Raw genomic sequence first — 18,890 nt, 5'->3', positions numbered from 1 at the left:
CTGTGCTGGAATCCGGATGGCAGTCTCATATCGGGTTGGCGGTGGGGGCAGGGCAAGCGCTTACTGCACCACGAACGAGGTGAACAACACGTCCAGCACGCGCTGCGGCGGCAGTCCGGCCGCGAACGGCTGGCTGATCGCATTGCGGATGTCGTCGGCCAGCTTGCGCTTGCCTTCCACGGTCGAGAGCTCTGCCGGCTGCCGTGCGGACAGCAGCAGCAGGATGCGGCTGCGGGCTTCGGGCAGGTACTGCGTCATGCGCGCCTGCGTGTCGGCATCGGCCACCTTCAGCGACAGGCCGGTATGCAGGAAGCGGTCGCCGTCTTCGCCCTTGAGGTTGACGGTGAAGGCGTCCAGCGGCACGAAGATGGGCGGCGGAATCACGGGCGCGGCCGGCGCGGCGGCTGCCGCCGGTTGCCGGTTGCCCAGGATGCTGCCCAGCACGAAGCCTCCGGCGCCCAGAACCAGGACCAGCACGCCGCCGCCAATCAGCAGCATGCGGCCGCGCTTGCTTGCGTTGCCGCCAATCTGGGAAGGAGAAGCCGTGTTCGCCATGAGAAGCCTGTATCGGAATGCCTGCCATTCTTGCGGAATCGCAGGCCAGCAAAGGGCCGAAAAAAAGGGGGAATCCCTTTCAGCTTGGCCGTTTGAGCGGAAAGGGAGCAGGCATGGCTGCGCCAGCGGGCGTGCGAAGCGCGCCTGCTGCTTGGTTAACGCGTATTGGTTGCCGAACTTGAGTTGCCGCCGCAGGCAGGCAGCCTTGGCACTTGTCGCCGGGCCCGGCCGCCAGCGTCGCCGCACTGGCGCGATCGTCAATCCCTACTACACTAGTCGGGTAGTCGCTCATGCAGGCCTGTGCAGATCATTCATTCGTAACTCATTGTTGTAGAAGGATTTTTGTATTTTCACTCTTATATAAGATATAAGACATTTGACCGAGCCGATGCTTCAGACTACAATCGCGACGTCACAGAATTTCTACAACCAATTACTCAGCAGGTTCCCATGCTTGAAAACTATCGCGCCCATGTCGCCGAACGCGCTGCGCTCGGCATCCCCCCGCTGCCCCTGACCGCCAAGCAGACGGCCGAGCTGATCGAACTGCTGAAGAACCCGCCCGCCGGTGAAGAGCAGACCCTGGTTGACCTGATTACGAACCGCGTGCCGGCCGGCGTGGATGACGCCGCCAAGGTCAAGGCCTCGTACCTGGCCGCCGTCGCGCTGGGCAAGGAACAGTGCGCCCTGATCAGCCGCGCCAAGGCGACCGAGCTGCTGGGCACGATGCTGGGCGGCTACAACATCTCGCCGCTGATCGCGCTGCTGGACGACGCCGAAGTCGGCACCGTCGCCGCCGATGCGCTGAAGAAGACCCTGCTGATGTTCGACGCCTTCCATGACGTGAAGGAAAAGGCGGACAAGGGCAACGCCAACGCCAAGGCCGTGCTGCAAAGCTGGGCCGACGCCGAGTGGTTCACGAGCCGCCCGGAAGTCCCGCAAAGCCTGACCATCACCGTGTTCAAGGTGCCGGGCGAAACCAATACCGACGACCTGTCGCCGGCTCCGGATGCCACCACGCGTCCGGACATCCCGCTGCACGCGCTGGCCATGCTGAAGAACAAGCGCGAAGGCGCGGCGTTCCAGCCGGAAGAAGACGGCAAGCGCGGCCCGGTCAAGTTCATCCAGTCGCTGGCAGAGAAGGGCCACCTGGTCGCCTACGTGGGCGACGTGGTTGGTACCGGTTCTTCGCGCAAGTCGGCCACCAACTCGGTGCTGTGGTTCACCGGTGAAGACATCCCCTTCATCCCGAACAAGCGCTTCGGTGGCGTGTGCCTGGGCAGCAAGATTGCCCCGATCTTCTACAACACCATGGAAGACGCCGGCGCGCTGCCGATCGAGCTGGACGTGTCGAAGATGGAAATGGGCGACGTGGTCGAACTGCGCCCCTACGAAGGCAAGGCACTGAAGAACGGCGAAGTGATCGCCGAGTTCAAGGTCAAGTCCGATGTGCTGTTCGACGAAGTGCGCGCCGGCGGCCGCATTCCGCTGATCGTTGGTCGTGGCCTGACCGCCAAGGCGCGTGAAGCGCTGGGCCTGGCCCCGTCGACGCTGTTCCGCCTGCCGCAGAACCCGGCCGACACCGGCAAGGGCTTCACGCTGGCGCAGAAGATGGTCGGCCGCGCGTGCGGCCTGCCGGAAGGCAAGGGCATTCGCCCGGGCACGTACTGCGAGCCGAAGATGACTTCGGTGGGCTCGCAGGACACCACCGGCCCGATGACGCGCGACGAGCTGAAGGACCTGGCTTGCCTGGGCTTCTCGGCCGACCTGGTGATGCAGTCGTTCTGCCACACCGCCGCCTATCCGAAGCCGGTCGACGTCAAGACCCACCACACGCTGCCGGAATTCATCAGCACCCGCGGCGGCATCTCGCTGCGCCCGGGCGATGGCGTGATCCACTCGTGGCTGAACCGCATGCTGCTGCCCGACACCGTCGGCACTGGCGGCGACTCGCACACCCGCTTCCCCATCGGCATCAGCTTCCCGGCCGGTTCGGGCCTGGTCGCCTTTGCCGCCGCCACCGGCGTGATGCCGCTGGACATGCCGGAATCGGTGCTGGTCCGCTTCAAGGGCAAGATGCAGCCTGGCGTGACCCTGCGTGACCTGGTCAACGCGATTCCGCTGTACGCCATCAAGCAAGGCCTGCTGACCGTGGCCAAGCAAGGCAAGCAGAACATCTTCTCGGGCCGCGTGCTGGAAATCGAAGGCCTGCCCGACCTGAAGGTCGAGCAAGCGTTCGAACTGTCGGATGCCTCCGCCGAGCGTTCGGCCGCCGGTTGCACGGTGCGCCTGAACAAGGAGCCGATCATCGAATACATCAACAGCAACATCACGCTGCTGAAGTGGATGATCGCCCAGGGCTACCAGGATCCGCGCAGCCTGCAGCGCCGCATCGAAGCCATGCAGGGCTGGCTGGCCAAGCCGGAACTGCTGGCTCCGGATGCCGACGCGGAATACGCCGCCGTGATCGAGATCGACCTGGCCGACGTGCACGAGCCGATCGTGGCCTGCCCGAACGACCCGGACGACGTGAAGACGCTGTCGGAAGTTGCCGGCGCCAAGATCGACGAAGTGTTCATCGGTTCGTGCATGACCAACATTGGCCACTTCCGTGCAGCGTCCAAGCTGCTGGAAGGCAAGCGCGACATCCCGGTCAAGCTGTGGGTGGCCCCGCCGACCAAGATGGACCAGAAGCAGCTGACCGAGGAAGGCCACTACGGCGTGTTCGGCACGGCTGGCGCGCGTACCGAAATGCCGGGCTGCTCGCTGTGCATGGGTAACCAGGCACAGGTGCGCGAAGGCGCGACGGTGATGTCGACCTCGACCCGCAACTTCCCGAACCGCCTGGGCAAGAACACCAACGTGTACCTGGGCTCGGCAGAGTTGGCCGCGATCTGCTCGCGTCTGGGCAAGATCCCGTCGAAGGAAGAGTACATGGCCGATATTGGCGTCATCAACCAGAATGGCGACAAGATCTACAAGTACATGAACTTCGACCAGATCGAGGACTTCAAGGAAGTGGCCGATGGCGTGAGCCTGTAAGGTTCGGCCGCGCCGGTGACCGCGCATCGGGATGAATCGATGCGGTGTCCCGGCCACCGACAAGCCCCGCCTCTGCGTGCAGAGTCGGGGCTTTTTCCATGGTGGTCCGTATCGAGCGGTCGCCGCCAGACAGCACGTCATGACCGGCAAAGCCGAAAGTGATATAACACGCCACGCTGGCGGTGCCGAGGTGGATCGCGGTGAACGGCCGGCGACGCCAGTCCCTGCTTTCCCGCCTTGCCACGCCCCATGACCCACGCCACTCCGTCGGTGCCGGCACGCGCGTGGATCGACTCCGATCCCGACCTGCTCAAGCGCATCCTCGACAATCAGCTGGCCAACGCGCTGCGCCACGCCCCCGGGGCGTGCATCTTGCTGGGGGCGCGGCGCCGCCAGGACGGCATGGAAATCCAGGTCATCGATACCGGTCCCGGCATCGATGCGGCCCTGCAGCAGCGCGTGTTCGACGAATACGTGCAGGTCGCCGGCGACGCGGCCCCCGCAAACCAGCCGTCGGGCGCCAAAGGACTAGGCCTGGGCCTGGCGATCGTGCGGCGGCTGGCCGGATTGCTGGGGCACCCGTTACGCCTGCAGTCGGTGCCGGGGCGGGGCAGTACCTTTTCTGTACGGGTACCGCATGCCGTGGTGCCTCCGCAGCACGCTGCGCAACGGGTATCACCGGAGCCAGACCTGTCCGGCGCGCTTTCCGTGATGCTCGTCGATGACGACCCCCAGGTGCTGAACGCGCTCACCGAGCTGCTGCAGCTGTGGGGGCACACCGTCCATGGCGGCCGCACCGTCGAGGCTGTCCGTGCGGCCTTGCAGCACACCGGCGGCCATTTGCCGGTGCAGCTCATCCTGGCGGATTACCGCCTGGCCGACGGCATCACCGGCATCGAGGCGGTCGGCCTGTTGCGCGACTTCCTTGGCCATGACGTTCCCGCGCTGATCGTCACCGGCGACACCGCGCCAGACCGCCTGCGCAGGCTGCACGACAGCGGCTTCCCGGTGCTGCACAAGCCGATCCAGGCCGATGCACTGCGTGCGGCGATGCATCGCGCGATGCGGGCAGCGGTGGAGGCGCGCTGAGCGAAAGCCGAACGCATGCACTTGCCACATCGGCAAAACGCCCCGCACGAAGCGAGGCGTCTGCATGCTGGCGGCATTGCACGCGCAAGGCCGCAGCGGGCCCTGCTCAGGCCGTCACGTCGATATTCTGGCCAAGGTGGGGCGGGTTGCTGGCCACCGGGGCCGCACCGGTGGCAGCCTGCAGCAGGCCGGTCACGCTCTGGGCCTGCAGATCCAGCGATTTGCGCAGCATCAGCAGCGACACCGGATCTGTGCCCGGATCCGCCGCGCCGAGCGCGCTGACGAGGGAGATACTCATGTTGGTCGGTTCCTGAAAAGGATTGAACGGATGCGGGAATCCCGCCTCATGGTTGTCGTCCGGAACCGGGCATGACTTGAGGGCCGCACATGCCGTGCGCCGATTCGCGTCCTGGCTCACGGCGCCGCCGAGTCCGGTGGCTCGCGCTGCGCTATCATGCCGGGCTGCCCGCGAGGGTGTTTTCCAAGCATGACCCATGCATCACGCCGTACCGCGCCTTGTCCTGGCGCTGACCTTTGTTGTCCTTTCCCATCCCGTCTTCGCCGTTGACGTCCAGGCCGGCAAGGAAGTGTTCTCCACCCGCTGCGCGTCCTGCCACAGCGTAGGCCCCTCCGCACGCGGCGGCTTCGGCCCGCAACTCAATGGCGTCGTCGGCCGGCGCGCCGGCAGTACCGCGGACTATCGCTATTCTCCGGCCATGACTGCATCCGGCGTGGTGTGGACGGCCGATACCCTGCGCGCCTTCGTCAAGTCTCCAGGCAAGGTCGTGCCGGGCACGCGCATGCGCTTCTGGGGCATGGGCAATGACCAGCAGATCGACGATCTGCTGGCCTACCTGCAGACCTATCGCTAGCCATCCGCGTGGCGCTACGGCGTCGACAACAGCGCCTCCGCCGTCATCCCCGGCAGGTTCTCCACGCGCAGCGTCTGCGGCATGGTCAGCGGAATGCCCGCGGCGCGCAGCCGCTTGAGGATCTCGAACAGCAGGTCGCTCTTGGTGCCGCCCGCAATACGCGGGTTCGACACGTAGCCGGTCACGCTCAGCGTAATGCCGTTGGGCGCAAGCTGGCTGAACGTGACCGATGGCACGGGGTGGTCCAGGATGGTTTCGTTGTCCAGGTAGGCATCCAGCAGCAAATCGCGCACCGCTTCCGGGTCGATGTTCAGCGGGAAGGTCAGCTGCAGCGTGGCCACGCCCTGCGTGCTGTGGCTCATGGTCACGTTGCGCACGTTCTGCGAGATCAGCTGCGAATTGGGCACGATCACGGTGGAGCGGTCGCCAAGCTGGATCTCGGTGGCGCGCACGTTGATGCGGCGGATGTCGCCTTCCACGCCGGCGATGCTGACCATGTCGCCGACCTTCACCGGGCGCTCGGTCAGCAGGATCAGGCCCGATACAAAGTTCTTGACGATCTCCTGCAGGCCGAAGCCGATCCCAACCGACAGCGCGCTGACGATCCACGCCAGGTTTTCCCACTTCACGCCGAGCAGCGACAGCGTCAGCAGCACGATGAGCACGTAGCCGACGTTGCTGAACAGCGTGACCAGCGACGCGCGCAGGCCCGGCTCCATGACCATGCGCGGCAGCAGTTCCGCATCGAGCCAGCGCCGCACCGAGCGCAGCAGCCAGATGCCGACCGACAGCGCGATCACCGCATTGACGATGCGCTCGGGCATGATGTTGTAGCTGCGCAGCTTGTCGCCGCCGAGCACGGTTAGCAGGCTGTCGAGCAACTCGGCCGGCGTGGTGCCGAAGCCGCCGGTCAGCAGCGCGATGACGGCAATGATCGTCAGCACGCTCGTGCCCAGGCCCGACAGCAGCGTCGAGGTCTGTTCCAGGCGGCTGTCGTCCACGCCGAACAATTGCCGGATCACGCGTCCGCTGGCGTGCTGCGGCGAGAGCAGGCTTTCGAAGGTATCGCGCGTGAGCTGCGTGAGCAGGTACAGCGTGCACAGCACGATATCGAACCACACCAGCTCGTAGGTCACGAAGCGGGCAAAGCTGACGTAGCCCGCCAGCAGCGCGACCAGCGCGACAATGACCGCGAGCGTGACGCCGGCGTGGATCATGCCCGCCAGCGTGGCGCGCGCCTCGGCGCGCTCGCCGGCGGCGGCCAGGCCGCTGCGCACGCGGTTGGCGCGCAGCAGCGCGGCGCCGATCGTGAACACCACCACCAGTGACACCAGCCCGCGGCCCAGCAGCGTGAACGGCACGCTGGTGTCGGCGATATGGTTCAGCAGCTCGAGCGTGCCCGCCACCAGCAACAGCCCGGCCAGCGCGCGCGGGAACGGCTTGAGCGCCAGCGCGACCGGGTCCGCCAGCGCCGGCAGCCGCCACGACGGGTGGCGCGTGCACAGCAGCGCGCGGCCGAGCCCCGCGATGAGCGCGCTGGTCAACATCAGCCGGGCCAGCGCGTTGAGCAGGTCCTGCAGGTCCGACGGCGGCTCGTAATGTTGCGTGAAAGCGATATAGACGCACTGCACCGCCAGCGCCGTCGTGGCCACGGTGGTGAGTGCCGTGGCCAGCGCCAGCGCGCTGCGCCGCAACCGGCTTTCGGGCAGGCAGTTCAGGCAGAACCACGCGGCGGCGCGTTCGGTCAGGCGCCGGCCCAGCGTCCAGATGGCGAGCGCCAGCACCAGCAGCAAGGCGGTGGCCGCGCGGTGCTCCGGCTCCCAGGCGGTCTGCAGCAGCGGCACGACCTCGTCGCGGAACGCCGCCATGCGCGCGCTGTCGTCGTCGGACGGCTTGAGCAGCGGCGCCCAGAACTCGGGGTTCAGGATGCTTTCCGAGCGCAACGCAAGCTGGTCCTTCATGCGGCCGCGCTGCAGCTTGGCGAGCTGGGCGTTCAGGTTCTCGATATTCTCCTTGCCCTCGTTCGCCTGCTTGAGCGCGTTGTCGAGCTGGACCTTGCGCGCATTCAGCTCGGCGCGCTGCCTAGCCACCGCGGTCGTCTCGGGCGTGGTGCCGGGCGCGGGCGGCGGCCCCAGCACGTCGAGCTGGGCCTGCAGCTGCGCGCGCTGCGGTGTCAGCGTGGCCGTGAGCTTGTCGACGTCGGCGGCAAGCTGGTGCAGCGACTCGTCCATATCGCCGAGCCGCGTATTGCCGTTGACGCTCGAAGCAGACTGCTTGATGCGGTCCTGCGCGGTCTGCAGCCGCTTGAGTTCGGCCATGGCTTCGGCGTGCGTCAGGGCCGGCGGCTGGTCCGCTTCGGGCGCGGAGGCCGGCTCGGCGGCCATGGCGGCCGGCATCAGGTGGAACAGTGCTGTCAGCACAAGGCTCAGGGCGAGCCAGGATAGTCTGCGCATTGGCGGATTCACGTTGGGACGTGGCCGCCCGGAAGTCTCTGCGAAGGCTCGCGCAAATCCCTGCACGCCGAAATGATGGCGAAATGGCGGGGAACGAATGCCTGAGGATGCGGAAGGGTCCGGGGGCGCGGAAGATGAACACAGGAAGCGATGCCACATGATGGGCAAGCCGCTTCCACGAAATTGACCGGCGCAGCAGAGCGACGCCGCATGGTTGCCGTCGGGCTGTCTGGCGCGCGGCAAGCCGGCTGGAGCAGGGCGGCCGGCTGGCTGGAGATCCGGAACGCCGAGCCGAGATTATACGAAAGCGTTCAGATCACACGGGCCCATATGGCCGGTGCGGAAGCGGGAATCGTGTAATTGTCCGTTACGAGGGGAAGCGCGCGTTACAACGCTAACAACTGGAGGCCCCCGCCGAAACACCTGAGCGCGGGTTTCTTGTGCATGATGACATCACGACATCAGTACCCCGAAACAGGAGTCAACCATGCGCCCCGCAATCCGTATCGCTTCCGCTGCCGCCGTGTCACTGGCCTTGCTGGCCGCCGGACCGGCGTCGGCGCATGACCGTTATCGCCATGGCGGCGGCGGCTCGCAGGCCGGCGTGGCGCTGGCCGTTGGCGCGCTGGTCGGCCTGGCATTCGGCGCGGCGGTTGCCTCCGCGCCGGTCGTGGCCGCGCCAGTCACTTATGCACCCGCACCCGTCGCCTACGCGCCGGCACCGGTCGCTTATGCGCCGCCGGCCCGCTATGCCGCGCCGGCCGTGCCCCCGGGCTATTGCTATCGCGGCGACGTCGGCGGCTACGTGCCGTGCGCCCCGCAAGCCCGCGGCTACTATGAGGCGCCGGTGAGCTACGGCTACTGACCTCAGGCGACGGCGAAGCCCGTATCGAAGGTCGTGCGCGCGTCGAGCCGCTGCCTGAGCAGGCCGGCCTTCAGGTAGAAATCGGCGGTGCGCTGCTGCTCGGCAATCAGCGCGTCGTCGATCTTCTGCCACCGCGTGTGCCGGCGTTCGAACTGCAGGCGCGCGGCCTCCGGCGAAATGCCGATGATGCGCGCAAGCGTCGCCGAGAATTCGGGCACATGCTGGTAGGACCAGGCCTGCGCGCGCACCACGCGCTGCAGGAAATCGGCCAGCACGGCGCGCCGGGCCGCCAGCGCGGTGTCGGTGGCAGCCAGGTAGCTCAGGCCCGACCAGAGCCCGCGCCCGCTCACCAGCACGCGCGCATGCCCGCTGGTTTCCGCCATGGCGGTATAGGGTTCCCAGGTGGACCACGCGTCGACGGAGCCGCTGGTCAATGCCAGCTTGGCATCGGCTGGCGGCAGGAAGCGGATGTTGGCGTCTTCCGGCCGCAGCCCGGCGGATTCCAGCGCCTTGAGCGCGACAAAATGGCCGATCGAGCCGCGGTTGGTGCCAATGCTCTTGCCCTTCAGGTCCGCCGCGCTTTTGAGCGGGGAATCGGGGCGCACCAGGATGGCCGTGCCATACGGGTCGGAGCGGTTGGCGCCGATCAGGCGGATGCGCGTGCCGGCGGCCAGCGCGAAGATCGCCGGCGCATCGCCGATCGGGCCGCAGTCGACCGCGCCCGCATTGAGCGCTTCCGCCAGCGGCGCGGCGGCAGGGAACTCGGTCCACTGGATCTCGTAGGACAGCCCGCGCAGCGCATCGGCGGATTCGAGCAGCGCGCGCAGGCCGCCTTTCTGGTCGCCTGCCTTCAGCAAAGGGCGGCCCTGGGCGCGAGCCGAGCCGGCGCCCGGGAATGCCGCAATGCGCAGGGTGTCGGTGGCGATGGCGGCCGTAGCCGCCGCGCCGTAGCGCAGGAATTGTCGTCGGGATGCAGTCATCGGTCTTGCGTGCCTTGAGGATCATGGGGCTGGAGCCAGCCCGTTCAGCATGCAACCGTAACCCGATCGCGCCTTTGCGCTAACGAATATCTGCGCGCTTCCTTATGCGGACGGTGTCCCGGCCGCAAGGCCCGTTGCGCTGTCCCGTACCGGCGCCCTCAGGCGCTGAAGCCGCCGTCGATATTCAGGCTCGCACCCGTGACGAAGCCTGCTTCCGGGCTGGCAACGTAAGCCACCATGCCCGCGATCTCGTCCGGATCGGCGTGACGCTGCAATGCCATCAGGCCATGCAGCGCGCCGGCGAAGTCGGTGTGCTCGGGGTTCATGTCGGTATTGGTCGGGCCGGGCTGCACGTTGTTCACGGTGATGCCCCGGGGACCAAGATCACGCGCCATGCCTTGCACCAGGCCCTTCAGCGCGGCCTTGCTCATGGCATACGCGCTGCCACCGGCGAACGGCATCCGGTCCGCATTGGTACTCCCGATATTGATGATCCGGCCGCCTTCGCCCATGTGGGGCAGGGCTGCCCTGGCCGCCACGAACACCGCGCGCACGTTCACGGCGAGGGTCTTGTCGAAGTCCTCCAGCGAGAAGCCTTCGACCGGCCCCAGCAGCAGCACGCCGGCGTTGTTGACCAGGATATCGATCTTGCCGAAGTGGCTTGCCGCATCGTCGATCGCGCGCGCCAGCGAGGCCGCGTCCGCTGCATCCGCGTGAAAGGCCTTTGCGCGTCCGCCGGCAGCCTGGACCGATTCGGCCAGCGCTTGCGCGCCAGCGCCCGAGCTTTGGTAGGTGAAGGCCACGGCCGCGCCTTCGCGTGCCAGGCGGCGCACGACTGCAGCGCCAATGCCGCGTGCGCCGCCGGTAACGAATGCAACCTTGCCGGAAAGTGGGGTGCTCATGATGTTCGCTCCTGAAACGATGAAGGGGTTGGTGCAGCGAAGTATGGGCAGCGCATTCCCTTACCGGTAGGCGTGAATGGGGATCATGTTTTTCAACCGCTGGTATAAGCTGGTTGGCATGGAAGCCCTCAACCTGCTTGAATCATTTGTCCAGAGTGCGGAGACCGGCAGTTTTTCGGCTGCGGCCCGCCGGCTCGGGCTCACGCCGGCCGCGGTCAGCAAGAATGTGGCGCGGCTGGAGCGCCACCTCGGGCTGCGCCTGTTCCACCGCAGCACGCGGCGGCTGACGCTGACCACGGGCGGCGAGCAGTTCTTCACGCAGGTGTCCGACCCCTACGCGGCGCTGCGCGATGCGTTTGCCGGCGCGGCCGAGGACGCCGGCAAGCCGGCGGGCGTGCTCAAGGTCAGCATGGCGCTAGCGTTCGGGCGCGAGTACCTGGTGCCGTTGCTGGGCGAGTTCCTGGCGCTGTATCCCGCCATCGTGCCGGACTGGCACTTCGAGAACCGGCCGACCGACCTGATCCGCGACGGCTTCGATGCCGCCATTGGCGGCGGCATCGAACTGACCGAGGGCGTGGTCGCGCGTGAACTGGCGAATACCCACGTGGTGGCGGTGGCATCGCCGGCGTACATGAAGGGGCGCGCGCTGCCGCGGCATCCGTCCGACCTGGCCGGGTTCGATGGCATCGTGCGGCGCTCGGGCGCCACCGGGCGGCTGCGCGCATGGACCTTGCGCAACCAGCTCGGCGAACAGGCCCCGGCCGGTCACCGCGCGCGGCTGATCTTCGATGATCCGGAGGCCATGGCCCACGCGGCAATGCACGGGCTGGGCATTGCGCTGCTGCCCATGCCGCACGCCGCGCCGCGTCTGGAAAGCGGCGCGCTGATGCGGCTGCTGCCCGGCTGGTATGCCGACAACGGGCCGATCTCGCTCTACTACCCGAGCCGCACGCTGCTACCGCCCCGCACGCGCGTGTTCATCGAGTTCGTGGTCGACGCATTTCGCACCAAGGGCCTGGCGAGGCGCTTCGACGGGCGCTGAACGACGACAGGCAGCGCGCACGCGCGTGCTACAGTCGCCCCGGAATGTTGCAAGCCTGAGCGTGCCCGAATGAAGACCCTGCTGATCGTCTACCACACCATGACCGGCGGCACCGGACAGATGGCCCGGGCCGCCGCGGATGCCGCGAGCCAGCAGGCGGGCGTCACGGTCGTCCTGCGGCGAGCCACCGATGCAGGACCGGACGATGTGCTGGCCGCCGACGGCTACCTGTTCGCGACGCCCGAGAACCTGGCCGCGATGTCCGGCCTGATGAAGGATTTCTTCGACCGCTGCTACTACGCTGCGCTCGACCGCATCAACGGCCGTCCTTACGCGGCGATGATCTGCGCGGGCAGCGACGGACAGAATGCCTTGCGCCAGCTAGACCGCATCGCGACCGGCTGGCGCCTGAAAAGCGTGGCGCCGGGTTTGATCGTCTGCACGCATGCACAGACGCCCGAGCGCATCCTCGCGCCCAAGGCGATCGACGCCGACGCGCTGGAGCGCTGCGCCGAGATGGGCGCCGGCCTCGCGGCCGGTCTTGCGCTCGGGGTGTTCTGAGCGCCGGAGCGCGTGCCTGTTCGCGCGTTGCGATGGAGTAAGCTGGCGCAACTTTCACCCCCGGAGGCAACCATGCAGCTGTACGCGCACCCGTTTTCCTCGTACTGCCAGAAGGTCCTGATCGCGCTGTACGAGAACGACATTCCGTTCGAATGGCGCATGCTGTCGCCGGACCATGCCGACGCCCTGGCCGAGCACGCCAGGCTCTGGCCGCTGCGGCGCATGCCCTTGCTGGTCGATGGCGGGCGCAGCGTGATGGAGTCGAGCATCATCATCGAATATCTCGACAACCATCATCGCGGCCCCGTGCGCTGGATTCCGCAGGACCCGGACGCCGCGCTCGACGTCCGCATGATGGACCGCTTCTTCGACCACTACGTCATGACGCCGATGCAGCGCATCGTGCTCGATTACATCCGCGCGCCGGAGCAGCGCAGTGCCGTGACGGTGGCCGATGCGAAGAAGCTGCTCGACTCCGCCTATACGTGGCTGGACAAGGCACTCGATGGACGCGAATGGGCAGCGGCCGGCGCGTTCAGTCTGGCCGATTGCGCCGCGGCGCCATCACTGTTCTATGCCGACTGGGTGCATCCGATCGACCCCGCGCTGGCCAATGTGCGCGCCTACCGCAGCCGCTTGCTGGCACGCCCGGCCTTTGCCCGCGCAGTGGACGAAGCGCGGCCTTACCGCAAGCTGTTTCCGCCGGGCGCGCCCGACCGGGACTGACGCGTCTCCGGTTTGAGAGGCCGGGAATTGGCTTGACCGCGCCGCGCGTCACGGCTGCGCAAAGCGGTCCGTGGCGCGCAGCAACTGGTCCAGGATGCCGGGCTCGGTCCACGCATGCCCGGCGCCTTCGATCAGGTGGAAGTCGGCGTCTGGCCAGGCCTGATGCAGGGCAAAGGCATAGCGCGCGGGGCAGGGCATGTCGTAGCGCCCATGCACGATCACGCCGGGGATGCCCGCCAGGCGGTGCGCGTCGCGCAGCAACTGGCCATCGTCCAGCCACGCGCGGTGCGTGAAGTAGTGGTTCTCGAGCCGCGCGAAGGCCAGCGCGAAATGCGCGTCGTCATGCTTGGTGCTGTTGCCGGCATCGGGCAGCAGCGTGATGGTCTCGCCTTCCCAGACGCTCCACGCGCGTGCCGCTTCCAGTTGCATTTCCTGATCGTCGCCGGTCAGCAGCCTGCGATAGGCCGCCATCATATTGCCGCGCTCCGCTGCGGGGACCGGGGCCTGGAAGCGCGCCCATTTCTCGGGGAACATCTCCGACACGCCAAACTGGTAGTACCAGTCCAGCTCGGCCTGCGACACGGTATAGACGCCGCGCAGCACCAGCTCGCTCACATGTTGCGGATGCCTCTGCGCGTAGGCGAGCGCCAACGTGGAACCCCAGGACCCGCCGAACACGAGCCAGCGCCCGACGCCCGCGAGTTCGCGCAGGCGCTCGATATCGTCGACGAGATGCCATGTGGTATTCGCTTCGAGTCCCGCGTGCGGCGTGGAGCGGCCGCATCCGCGCTGGTCGAACAGCAGGACATCATAGCGGGCGGGGTCGAACAGCCGGCGATGGTCGGCGCTGATGCCGCCCCCGGGACCACCGTGCAGGAACACAGCGGGCTTGGCCCCCGGCGTGCCGACGCGCTCGTAGTAGATGACATGGCCGTCGCCGACGTCGAGCGTGCCGGTGGCATAGGGTTCGATCGGAGGATAAAGCGTGCGCAGGCTCGACATGATTGGACTCCGTGTGCGTAGTGGCAGAGTGTAGCCCTTAGTGCATCAGGAGATTAAAAAAATCCCGATTAACCCTTGACACCCTGCCTGTCAGCCGTTGTACAATCCGGCCTCCTCTCAACGAGGAAGCGTTGTTCCCCGATAGCTCAGTCGGTAGAGCGCCGGACTGTTAATCCGTAGGTCCCTGGTTCGAGCCCAGGTCGGGGAGCCAAGCAACGCGGGAGTAGCTCAGTTGGTAGAGCGCAACCTTGCCAAGGTTGAGGTCGCGAGTTCGAGACTCGTCTCCCGCTCCAGTGCCCAGCACCGGACGTCGCCCATGTGGCTCAGTGGTAGAGCACTCCCTTGGTAAGGGAGAGGTCGGCAGTTCGATCCTGCCCATGGGCACCACTCCGTTTTTCCGCCTTCTCGCTTCGCACTCCCTTCTCGCTTCGCACTCTTTTCGGCCTTCTGCCGGATTCCTGTTTCCTTCCCCCTGTTTTCCTCTGACGCTTCGCGCTGATCGTTGCGGCTATCCTGCCAGCACGCCATGCCGCACCGCATACGCCGTCAGTTCCGCGGTGTTGTGCACATCGAGTTTTCGCATCAGGTTCTCGCGATGCTTGCGCGCGGTCAGCGGGGCAACGTTGCATGCTGGTGCCGGGCCTGGCTCGATCCAGGCCGCGGCTGGCCTATGGCTATGGCTATGGCTTCAACAACCGACCGGAACTGGGCCGGCACCAGCGCGTGCATTTCCAGGTGGTGGCGGGCTTCTGATCGCCGCGCCGCCTGCAGGGGCGGCAGGGGCGGTTTATCATCGGACTTTAGGCGCGGCCGCCATGCGGCGCGCCCATCGCCAGGAGCCCCCGTGTCCGATCTGTCCGCATTTCCTGTTACCCGCAAATGGCCAGCGCAGCATCCTGACCGCATCCAGCTCTATTCGCTGCCCACGCCGAACGGCGTGAAAGTGTCGACCATGCTGGAGGAAACCGGGCTGCCCTACGAGCCGCACCTGGTGCGCTTCGACCACAACGACCAGTTGTCGCCGGAGTTTCTTTCGCTCAATCCCAACAACAAGATCCCGGCCATCATCGATCCCGACGGGCCGGGCGGCAAGCCGTTGCCGTTGTGGGAATCGGGCGCCATCCTGCTGTACCTGGCCGACAAGTCCGGCAAGCTCATGCCCGCCGATGCCGCCGGCCGTTACGAGACCATCCAGTGGGTGATGTTCCAGATGGGAGGCATCGGCCCGATGTTCGGCCAGGTAGGCTTCTTCAACCGCTTTGCCGGCAAGGATTACGAGGACAAGCGCCCGCGCGACCGCTACGTGGCCGAAAGCCGCCGATTGCTCAACGTGCTGAACGAGCGGCTGGCCGACCGGCCGTGGATCATGGGCCAGGACTACACCATTGCCGACATCGCCACCTTTCCGTGGGTGCGCAACCTGCTCGGCTTCTACGAGGCCGGCGACCTGGTCGGCATCGCTGATTTTCCGCACGTAACGCGCGCGCTCGAAGCCTTCGTGGCCCGCCCGGCCGTGATCAAGGGACTCGATACGCCGCATCGCGGTTGATGGCGCAGCCGATGCACGCGCTGCGGCCGCGCGCGTGTCGGGCAATCTCCTACAGCGCGCTTCGCCCGCACTGACAGAGATGGTCCCGGTGCGCACCTATAGTCAAGGCAAGGCCTGCTTTGTCCGGAGGTGCCACCATGCCGCAGCCACGCCACCCCGTCTTGCATTCACGTGCGGGCGCCATTGCGGCGCTGGCGCTTGCCATGGGCCTGGCCGGCTGCGGTGAATCGGCGAAGCTGCCTTCGGAAGCCGGCTTCGGTCCCACGCCGCAATTGCCGGCGCCGGACAAGACCGCCATTCCGACCATTCATATCGCACCAGCGAAAGGCTGGGCCGATGGCGCCAAGCCGACGGCCGCCGAAGGCCTGTCCGTGGTGGCCTTCGCCGGCAAGCTCGACCACCCGCGCTGGGTCTACGTGCTGCCCAACGGCGACGTGCTGGTCGCCGAAACCAACGCACCGCCCAAGCCCGACGACTACAAGGGCATTCGCGGCTGGATCATGAAGAAGGTGCAGGCACGCGCGGGCGCGGGCACGCCCAGCGCCAACCGCATCACGCTGCTGCGCGACACCGACGGCGATGGCGTGGCCGACGTGCGCACGGTGTTCCTGAAGGACCTGCACTCGCCCTACGGCATGGTGCTGGTGGGCAACGACTTCTACGTGGCCGATACCGATGCCGTGCTGCGCTTTCCGTACCAGCCGGGGCAGACCAGCATCACGGCGCCCGGGCAGAAGCTGGTGGACCTGCCCGACGGTCCGATCAACCACCACTGGACCAAGAACATTATTGCCAGCCCGGACGGCAGCAAGCTGTATGTGACCGTGGGTTCGAACAGCAACGCGGGCGAGAACGGCATCGACAAGGAAGCGGGACGCGCGGCCATCTGGGAAGTCGACCGCGCGAGCGGGCAGCACCGCGTGTTCGCGAGCGGCCTGCGCAATCCCAGTGGCATGGCGTGGGAGCCGGCAACCGGCGCGCTCTGGACCTCGGTCAATGAGCGCGACGAGATCGGCAGCGACCTGGTGCCGGACTACATCACCTCGGTCCGCGACGGTGGCTTCTATGGCTGGCCCTACAGCTACTACGGCCAGCATGTCGATACGCGCGTCAAGCCCGCGGCGCCGGACATGGTCGCCAAGGCCATCGTGCCGGACTACGCGGTCGGCGCGCACACGGCGTCGCTCGGCATGACCGCGGCGACCGGCAACAGCCTGCCGGCGCGGTTCCAGCACGGCATGTTCGTGAGCCAGCACGGCTCGTGGAACCGCAAGCCGCTCGCCGGCTACAAGGTGATCTTCGTGCCGTTCGACAACGGCCGTCCCAATGGCGCGCCGTTCGACGTGCTGAGCGGCTTCCTCGACGCGAGCGGCGATGCGCAGGGCCGCCCGGTCGGTGTCGCCATCGACAAGCGCGGCGGCCTGCTGGTTGCAGACGATGTCGGCAACACCGTGTGGCGCGTGAGTGGAGCGCGCTGACGCGCCTTTCGGAAGCGCCATCGCCGCCGCTGTGGCCATCCGCGCAGGATGGCTTGCAAGCCCTGACTGGCCAGCGCGCCCGTGGTGACTATACTTCGCTTGTCTGGCGATGACGCGCCCGGAGGGCACGCGTCGCCAGAACGGGCGGCAGTCCAGCGCCCCGCAGCGACTTTTCGCCAAGGGAGGGTGCAATGGATCACACGGGGGAGAGTTTCCGTGATTTCGAGCTGGCCGGCTGGGAAGATCCCGGCGTGGTCAGCCGCTACCACGAGCAGCTCACGGTCGTCACCACGCAATCGGTCGATGCCTTGCTGGACAGTGCCCACGTCGCCGGCGGCCAGCGCGTGCTGGACGTGGCCAGCGGCGCCGGCTACGTCGCTGCGGCGGCATCGCGTCGCGGCGCCGACACGGTCGGCATTGATTTCTCGGCCGCCCAGGTGGAGCTGGCGCGCCAGACCCATCCGGGCCTGCATTTCGAGCAGGCCGATGCCCAGGACCTGCCGTTCGACAGCGGCAGCTTCGACGCCGTGGTCAACGGCTTCGGCATGTGCCACCTGACCGATCCCGACCAGGCCCTGCGCGAAGCCTTTCGCGTGCTGCGTCCCGGCGGGCGCATCGGCTTCACGGTGTGGGACACGCCGGAGCGCGCCATCGGCTTCGGCGCGGTGTACGCCGCGATCCGGGCCTATGGTTCGATGGACGTGGGCCTGCCGGCCGGTCCCAACTTCTTCCAGTTCAGCGATCCGTCGCAATGCATCGGTGCCTTGCAGGCCGCCGGCTTTACGGGCGCGGCGTGCCGCCAGGTGCCGCAGCAGTGGCGCTTCTCCACGCCGGACCAGCTCTTTGACGCGCTGGCGCAAGGCACGGTGCGCGCCGCGGCCACGTTGCGCGCGCAAAGCCCCAAGGCGCGCGACGAGATCCGCGCCGTGCTGCGCGGCACGGTGGCCACCTACATGAAAGGCAATGACTTTGTCGTGCCCATGCCGGCGGTACTGGCCTGGGCGGTCAAGCCGGTGCAGGCCCGTGCGTAGCCCTTAGCGCGATCCCATACCGATTGTTGGCCGCAGGCCAACACCGCAAACGGCGCCTGTTGGCGCCGTTCCTTCTTTCGGCTCGGGCAAGTGGCGCAATGCAAGCCGCGCGGGTGTTCCGGTGCGTGGCATGGTCATTGCGGATTGAGCGTCGAGCGCGGTCCCCGTGCTCGATGTCCCAACCGGAGCGATGGCTCCCCCCTGGAGAACCGTGATGCCGACCCCTTCCGAAGCCCGAGGCGAGCCGCCGGGCGCCCGTACCGTACTGCGCCGCGCAAGGCGCGCCATGATCCTGCTGCGCGTGCTGGGGCTTTGCGCCAACAGCGTGGCGCTGGCACAGGGCACGTTGCCCACGCCATCGGCCGTCACGCCGGAACAGAAGTTTCCGCAGGGGTACCTGGAGTCCGTGGCCACTGGCTACGACAACGGACAGGCCTTGCCTCCGGTCGAAGGCATGGCGCCGGTGCGTCCGGCGCGCGCCGCCATGACGCGGGCCGAGACGCCCGTAGCGCCATCGCCATTGCCGATCGGCCAGGCCCGCGCTATGCCGGCGGTCATGCCTGCGCCTGCGCCTGCGCCTGCCGTGCCAACGAGGTAAGCGGCGCGCGCGGCGCGCCGGGAGCATGGTAAGGTTGGCCACGCCGCGGTGCGGCGCCAGATTGCTGACAAAGTCGAGATGTCAACCTGTTTGCGCCCCTCTCCCATAAATGGGAGAGAGGAGACAACCCTCGGTATTCTTACTT

General features: G+C 67.2%; 19 protein-coding genes and 3 tRNA genes. 15 read left to right on the top strand and 7 right to left on the bottom strand.

The genetic code is table 11. The features are described from left to right. Positions 1-60: 60 nt before the first annotated feature. Positions 61-555, bottom strand: coding sequence for a flagellar basal body-associated protein FliL (gene fliL, locus ACIGJB_RS26450; protein WP_483732930.1), 495 nt, complete (start codon positions 553-555; stop codon positions 61-63). A 450-nt stretch (positions 556-1,005) separates the two neighbouring features. Here fliL and acnB point away from each other — a divergent pair, with 450 nt between their 5' ends. Together acnB and ACIGJB_RS26440 are read left to right on the top strand one after the other, a co-directional pair. Beyond that, positions 1,006-3,597: a bifunctional aconitate hydratase 2/2-methylisocitrate dehydratase gene (acnB, locus tag ACIGJB_RS26445; protein WP_483732929.1), complete on the top strand. Its 2,592-nt coding sequence runs from the start codon at positions 1,006-1,008 to the stop codon at positions 3,595-3,597. Positions 3,598-3,846: 249 nt separating this feature from the next. Further along, positions 3,847-4,686, top strand: a complete 840-nt coding sequence (locus ACIGJB_RS26440; RefSeq protein ID WP_483732928.1) for a sensor histidine kinase — start codon at positions 3,847-3,849, stop codon at positions 4,684-4,686. Positions 4,687-4,792: 106 nt separating this feature from the next. On the opposite strand, the gene ACIGJB_RS26435 is transcribed toward ACIGJB_RS26440, so the two are convergent. Beyond that, on the bottom strand, positions 4,793-4,984 hold the full coding sequence (locus ACIGJB_RS26435; protein WP_483732927.1) for a YjfB family protein: 192 nt from the start codon (positions 4,982-4,984) through the stop codon (positions 4,793-4,795). Between the two features lie 196 nt (positions 4,985-5,180). Here ACIGJB_RS26435 and ACIGJB_RS26430 point away from each other — a divergent pair, with 196 nt between their 5' ends. Further along, positions 5,181-5,558: a c-type cytochrome gene (locus tag ACIGJB_RS26430; protein ID WP_483732926.1), complete on the top strand. Its 378-nt coding sequence runs from the start codon at positions 5,181-5,183 to the stop codon at positions 5,556-5,558. Between the two features lie 14 nt (positions 5,559-5,572). Here ACIGJB_RS26430 and ACIGJB_RS26425 read toward each other — a convergent pair whose 3' ends face one another. After that, positions 5,573-8,011: a DUF3772 domain-containing protein gene (locus ACIGJB_RS26425; RefSeq protein ID WP_483732925.1), complete on the bottom strand. Its 2,439-nt coding sequence runs from the start codon at positions 8,009-8,011 to the stop codon at positions 5,573-5,575. 487 nt (positions 8,012-8,498) lie between these two features. Between ACIGJB_RS26425 and ACIGJB_RS26420 the strand changes: the two genes are divergently transcribed. Further along, a complete protein-coding gene (locus ACIGJB_RS26420; RefSeq protein ID WP_483732924.1) occupies positions 8,499-8,876 on the top strand; it encodes a mechanosensitive ion channel protein MscS in 378 nt (125 codons plus the stop codon). Between the two features lie 2 nt (positions 8,877-8,878). On the opposite strand, the gene ACIGJB_RS26415 is transcribed toward ACIGJB_RS26420, so the two are convergent. Both ACIGJB_RS26415 and ACIGJB_RS26410 read right to left on the bottom strand, forming a co-directional pair. Next, on the bottom strand, positions 8,879-9,856 hold the full coding sequence (locus ACIGJB_RS26415) for an ABC transporter substrate-binding protein (protein ID WP_483732923.1): 978 nt from the start codon (positions 9,854-9,856) through the stop codon (positions 8,879-8,881). A gap of 158 nt (positions 9,857-10,014) precedes the next feature. Continuing rightward, entirely contained in the window at positions 10,015-10,758 is a 744-nt protein-coding gene (locus ACIGJB_RS26410; RefSeq protein WP_483732922.1) for an SDR family oxidoreductase, read from the bottom strand. 118 nt (positions 10,759-10,876) lie between these two features. Here ACIGJB_RS26410 and ACIGJB_RS26405 point away from each other — a divergent pair, with 118 nt between their 5' ends. The 3 genes from ACIGJB_RS26405 to ACIGJB_RS26395 all read left to right on the top strand — a co-directional run bounded on the left by ACIGJB_RS26405 (position 10,877) and on the right by ACIGJB_RS26395 (position 13,087). Further along, entirely contained in the window at positions 10,877-11,800 is a 924-nt protein-coding gene (locus ACIGJB_RS26405; RefSeq protein ID WP_483734669.1) for a LysR family transcriptional regulator, read from the top strand. Between the two features lie 69 nt (positions 11,801-11,869). Further along, entirely contained in the window at positions 11,870-12,361 is a 492-nt protein-coding gene (locus ACIGJB_RS26400; protein ID WP_483732921.1) for a flavodoxin family protein, read from the top strand. A 72-nt stretch (positions 12,362-12,433) separates the two neighbouring features. After that, a complete protein-coding gene (locus ACIGJB_RS26395; RefSeq protein WP_483732920.1) occupies positions 12,434-13,087 on the top strand; it encodes a glutathione S-transferase family protein in 654 nt (217 codons plus the stop codon). A 48-nt stretch (positions 13,088-13,135) separates the two neighbouring features. On the opposite strand, the gene pip is transcribed toward ACIGJB_RS26395, so the two are convergent. Continuing rightward, positions 13,136-14,089, bottom strand: coding sequence for a prolyl aminopeptidase (pip, locus tag ACIGJB_RS26390; RefSeq protein WP_483732919.1), 954 nt, complete (start codon positions 14,087-14,089; stop codon positions 13,136-13,138). Between the two features lie 135 nt (positions 14,090-14,224). On the opposite strand from pip, the gene ACIGJB_RS26385 reads away from it, so the two are divergent. From ACIGJB_RS26385 to ACIGJB_RS26375, 3 genes are all read left to right on the top strand, one after another. Next, positions 14,225-14,300, top strand: a tRNA-Asn gene (locus ACIGJB_RS26385). A 6-nt stretch (positions 14,301-14,306) separates the two neighbouring features. Beyond that, positions 14,307-14,382: transfer RNA gene (locus ACIGJB_RS26380), tRNA-Gly, on the top strand. A 19-nt stretch (positions 14,383-14,401) separates the two neighbouring features. Further along, positions 14,402-14,476, top strand: a tRNA-Thr gene (locus ACIGJB_RS26375). Positions 14,477-14,597: 121 nt separating this feature from the next. On the opposite strand, the gene ACIGJB_RS26370 is transcribed toward ACIGJB_RS26375, so the two are convergent. Continuing rightward, positions 14,598-14,702 carry a hypothetical protein gene (locus ACIGJB_RS26370; RefSeq protein WP_483734668.1) on the bottom strand — a complete coding sequence of 35 codons (105 nt, stop codon included), beginning with the start codon at positions 14,700-14,702 and terminating at the stop codon, positions 14,598-14,600. A 14-nt stretch (positions 14,703-14,716) separates the two neighbouring features. On the opposite strand from ACIGJB_RS26370, the gene ACIGJB_RS26365 reads away from it, so the two are divergent. The 5 genes from ACIGJB_RS26365 (at position 14,717) to ACIGJB_RS26345 (ending at position 18,745) form a co-directional block, all read left to right on the top strand. Next, positions 14,717-14,842 carry a hypothetical protein gene (locus ACIGJB_RS26365; protein WP_483732918.1) on the top strand — a complete coding sequence of 42 codons (126 nt, stop codon included), beginning with the start codon at positions 14,717-14,719 and terminating at the stop codon, positions 14,840-14,842. 91 nt (positions 14,843-14,933) lie between these two features. Beyond that, positions 14,934-15,638, top strand: coding sequence for a glutathione S-transferase N-terminal domain-containing protein (locus ACIGJB_RS26360; protein WP_483732917.1), 705 nt, complete (start codon positions 14,934-14,936; stop codon positions 15,636-15,638). 137 nt (positions 15,639-15,775) lie between these two features. Next, positions 15,776-17,116: a PQQ-dependent sugar dehydrogenase gene (locus ACIGJB_RS26355; RefSeq protein WP_483732916.1), complete on the top strand. Its 1,341-nt coding sequence runs from the start codon at positions 15,776-15,778 to the stop codon at positions 17,114-17,116. Between the two features lie 191 nt (positions 17,117-17,307). After that, positions 17,308-18,147 (top strand): class I SAM-dependent methyltransferase, encoded by an 840-nt coding sequence (locus ACIGJB_RS26350; RefSeq protein ID WP_483732915.1) that lies wholly within the window; start codon positions 17,308-17,310, stop codon positions 18,145-18,147. Between the two features lie 214 nt (positions 18,148-18,361). After that, entirely contained in the window at positions 18,362-18,745 is a 384-nt protein-coding gene (locus tag ACIGJB_RS26345) for a hypothetical protein (protein ID WP_483732914.1), read from the top strand. Positions 18,746-18,890 lie beyond the last annotated feature (145 nt).

This window comes from Cupriavidus sp. C2SS-8b (genome assembly GCF_057073745.1).
This window is presented reverse-complemented; position numbering and strand designations above follow the sequence as displayed.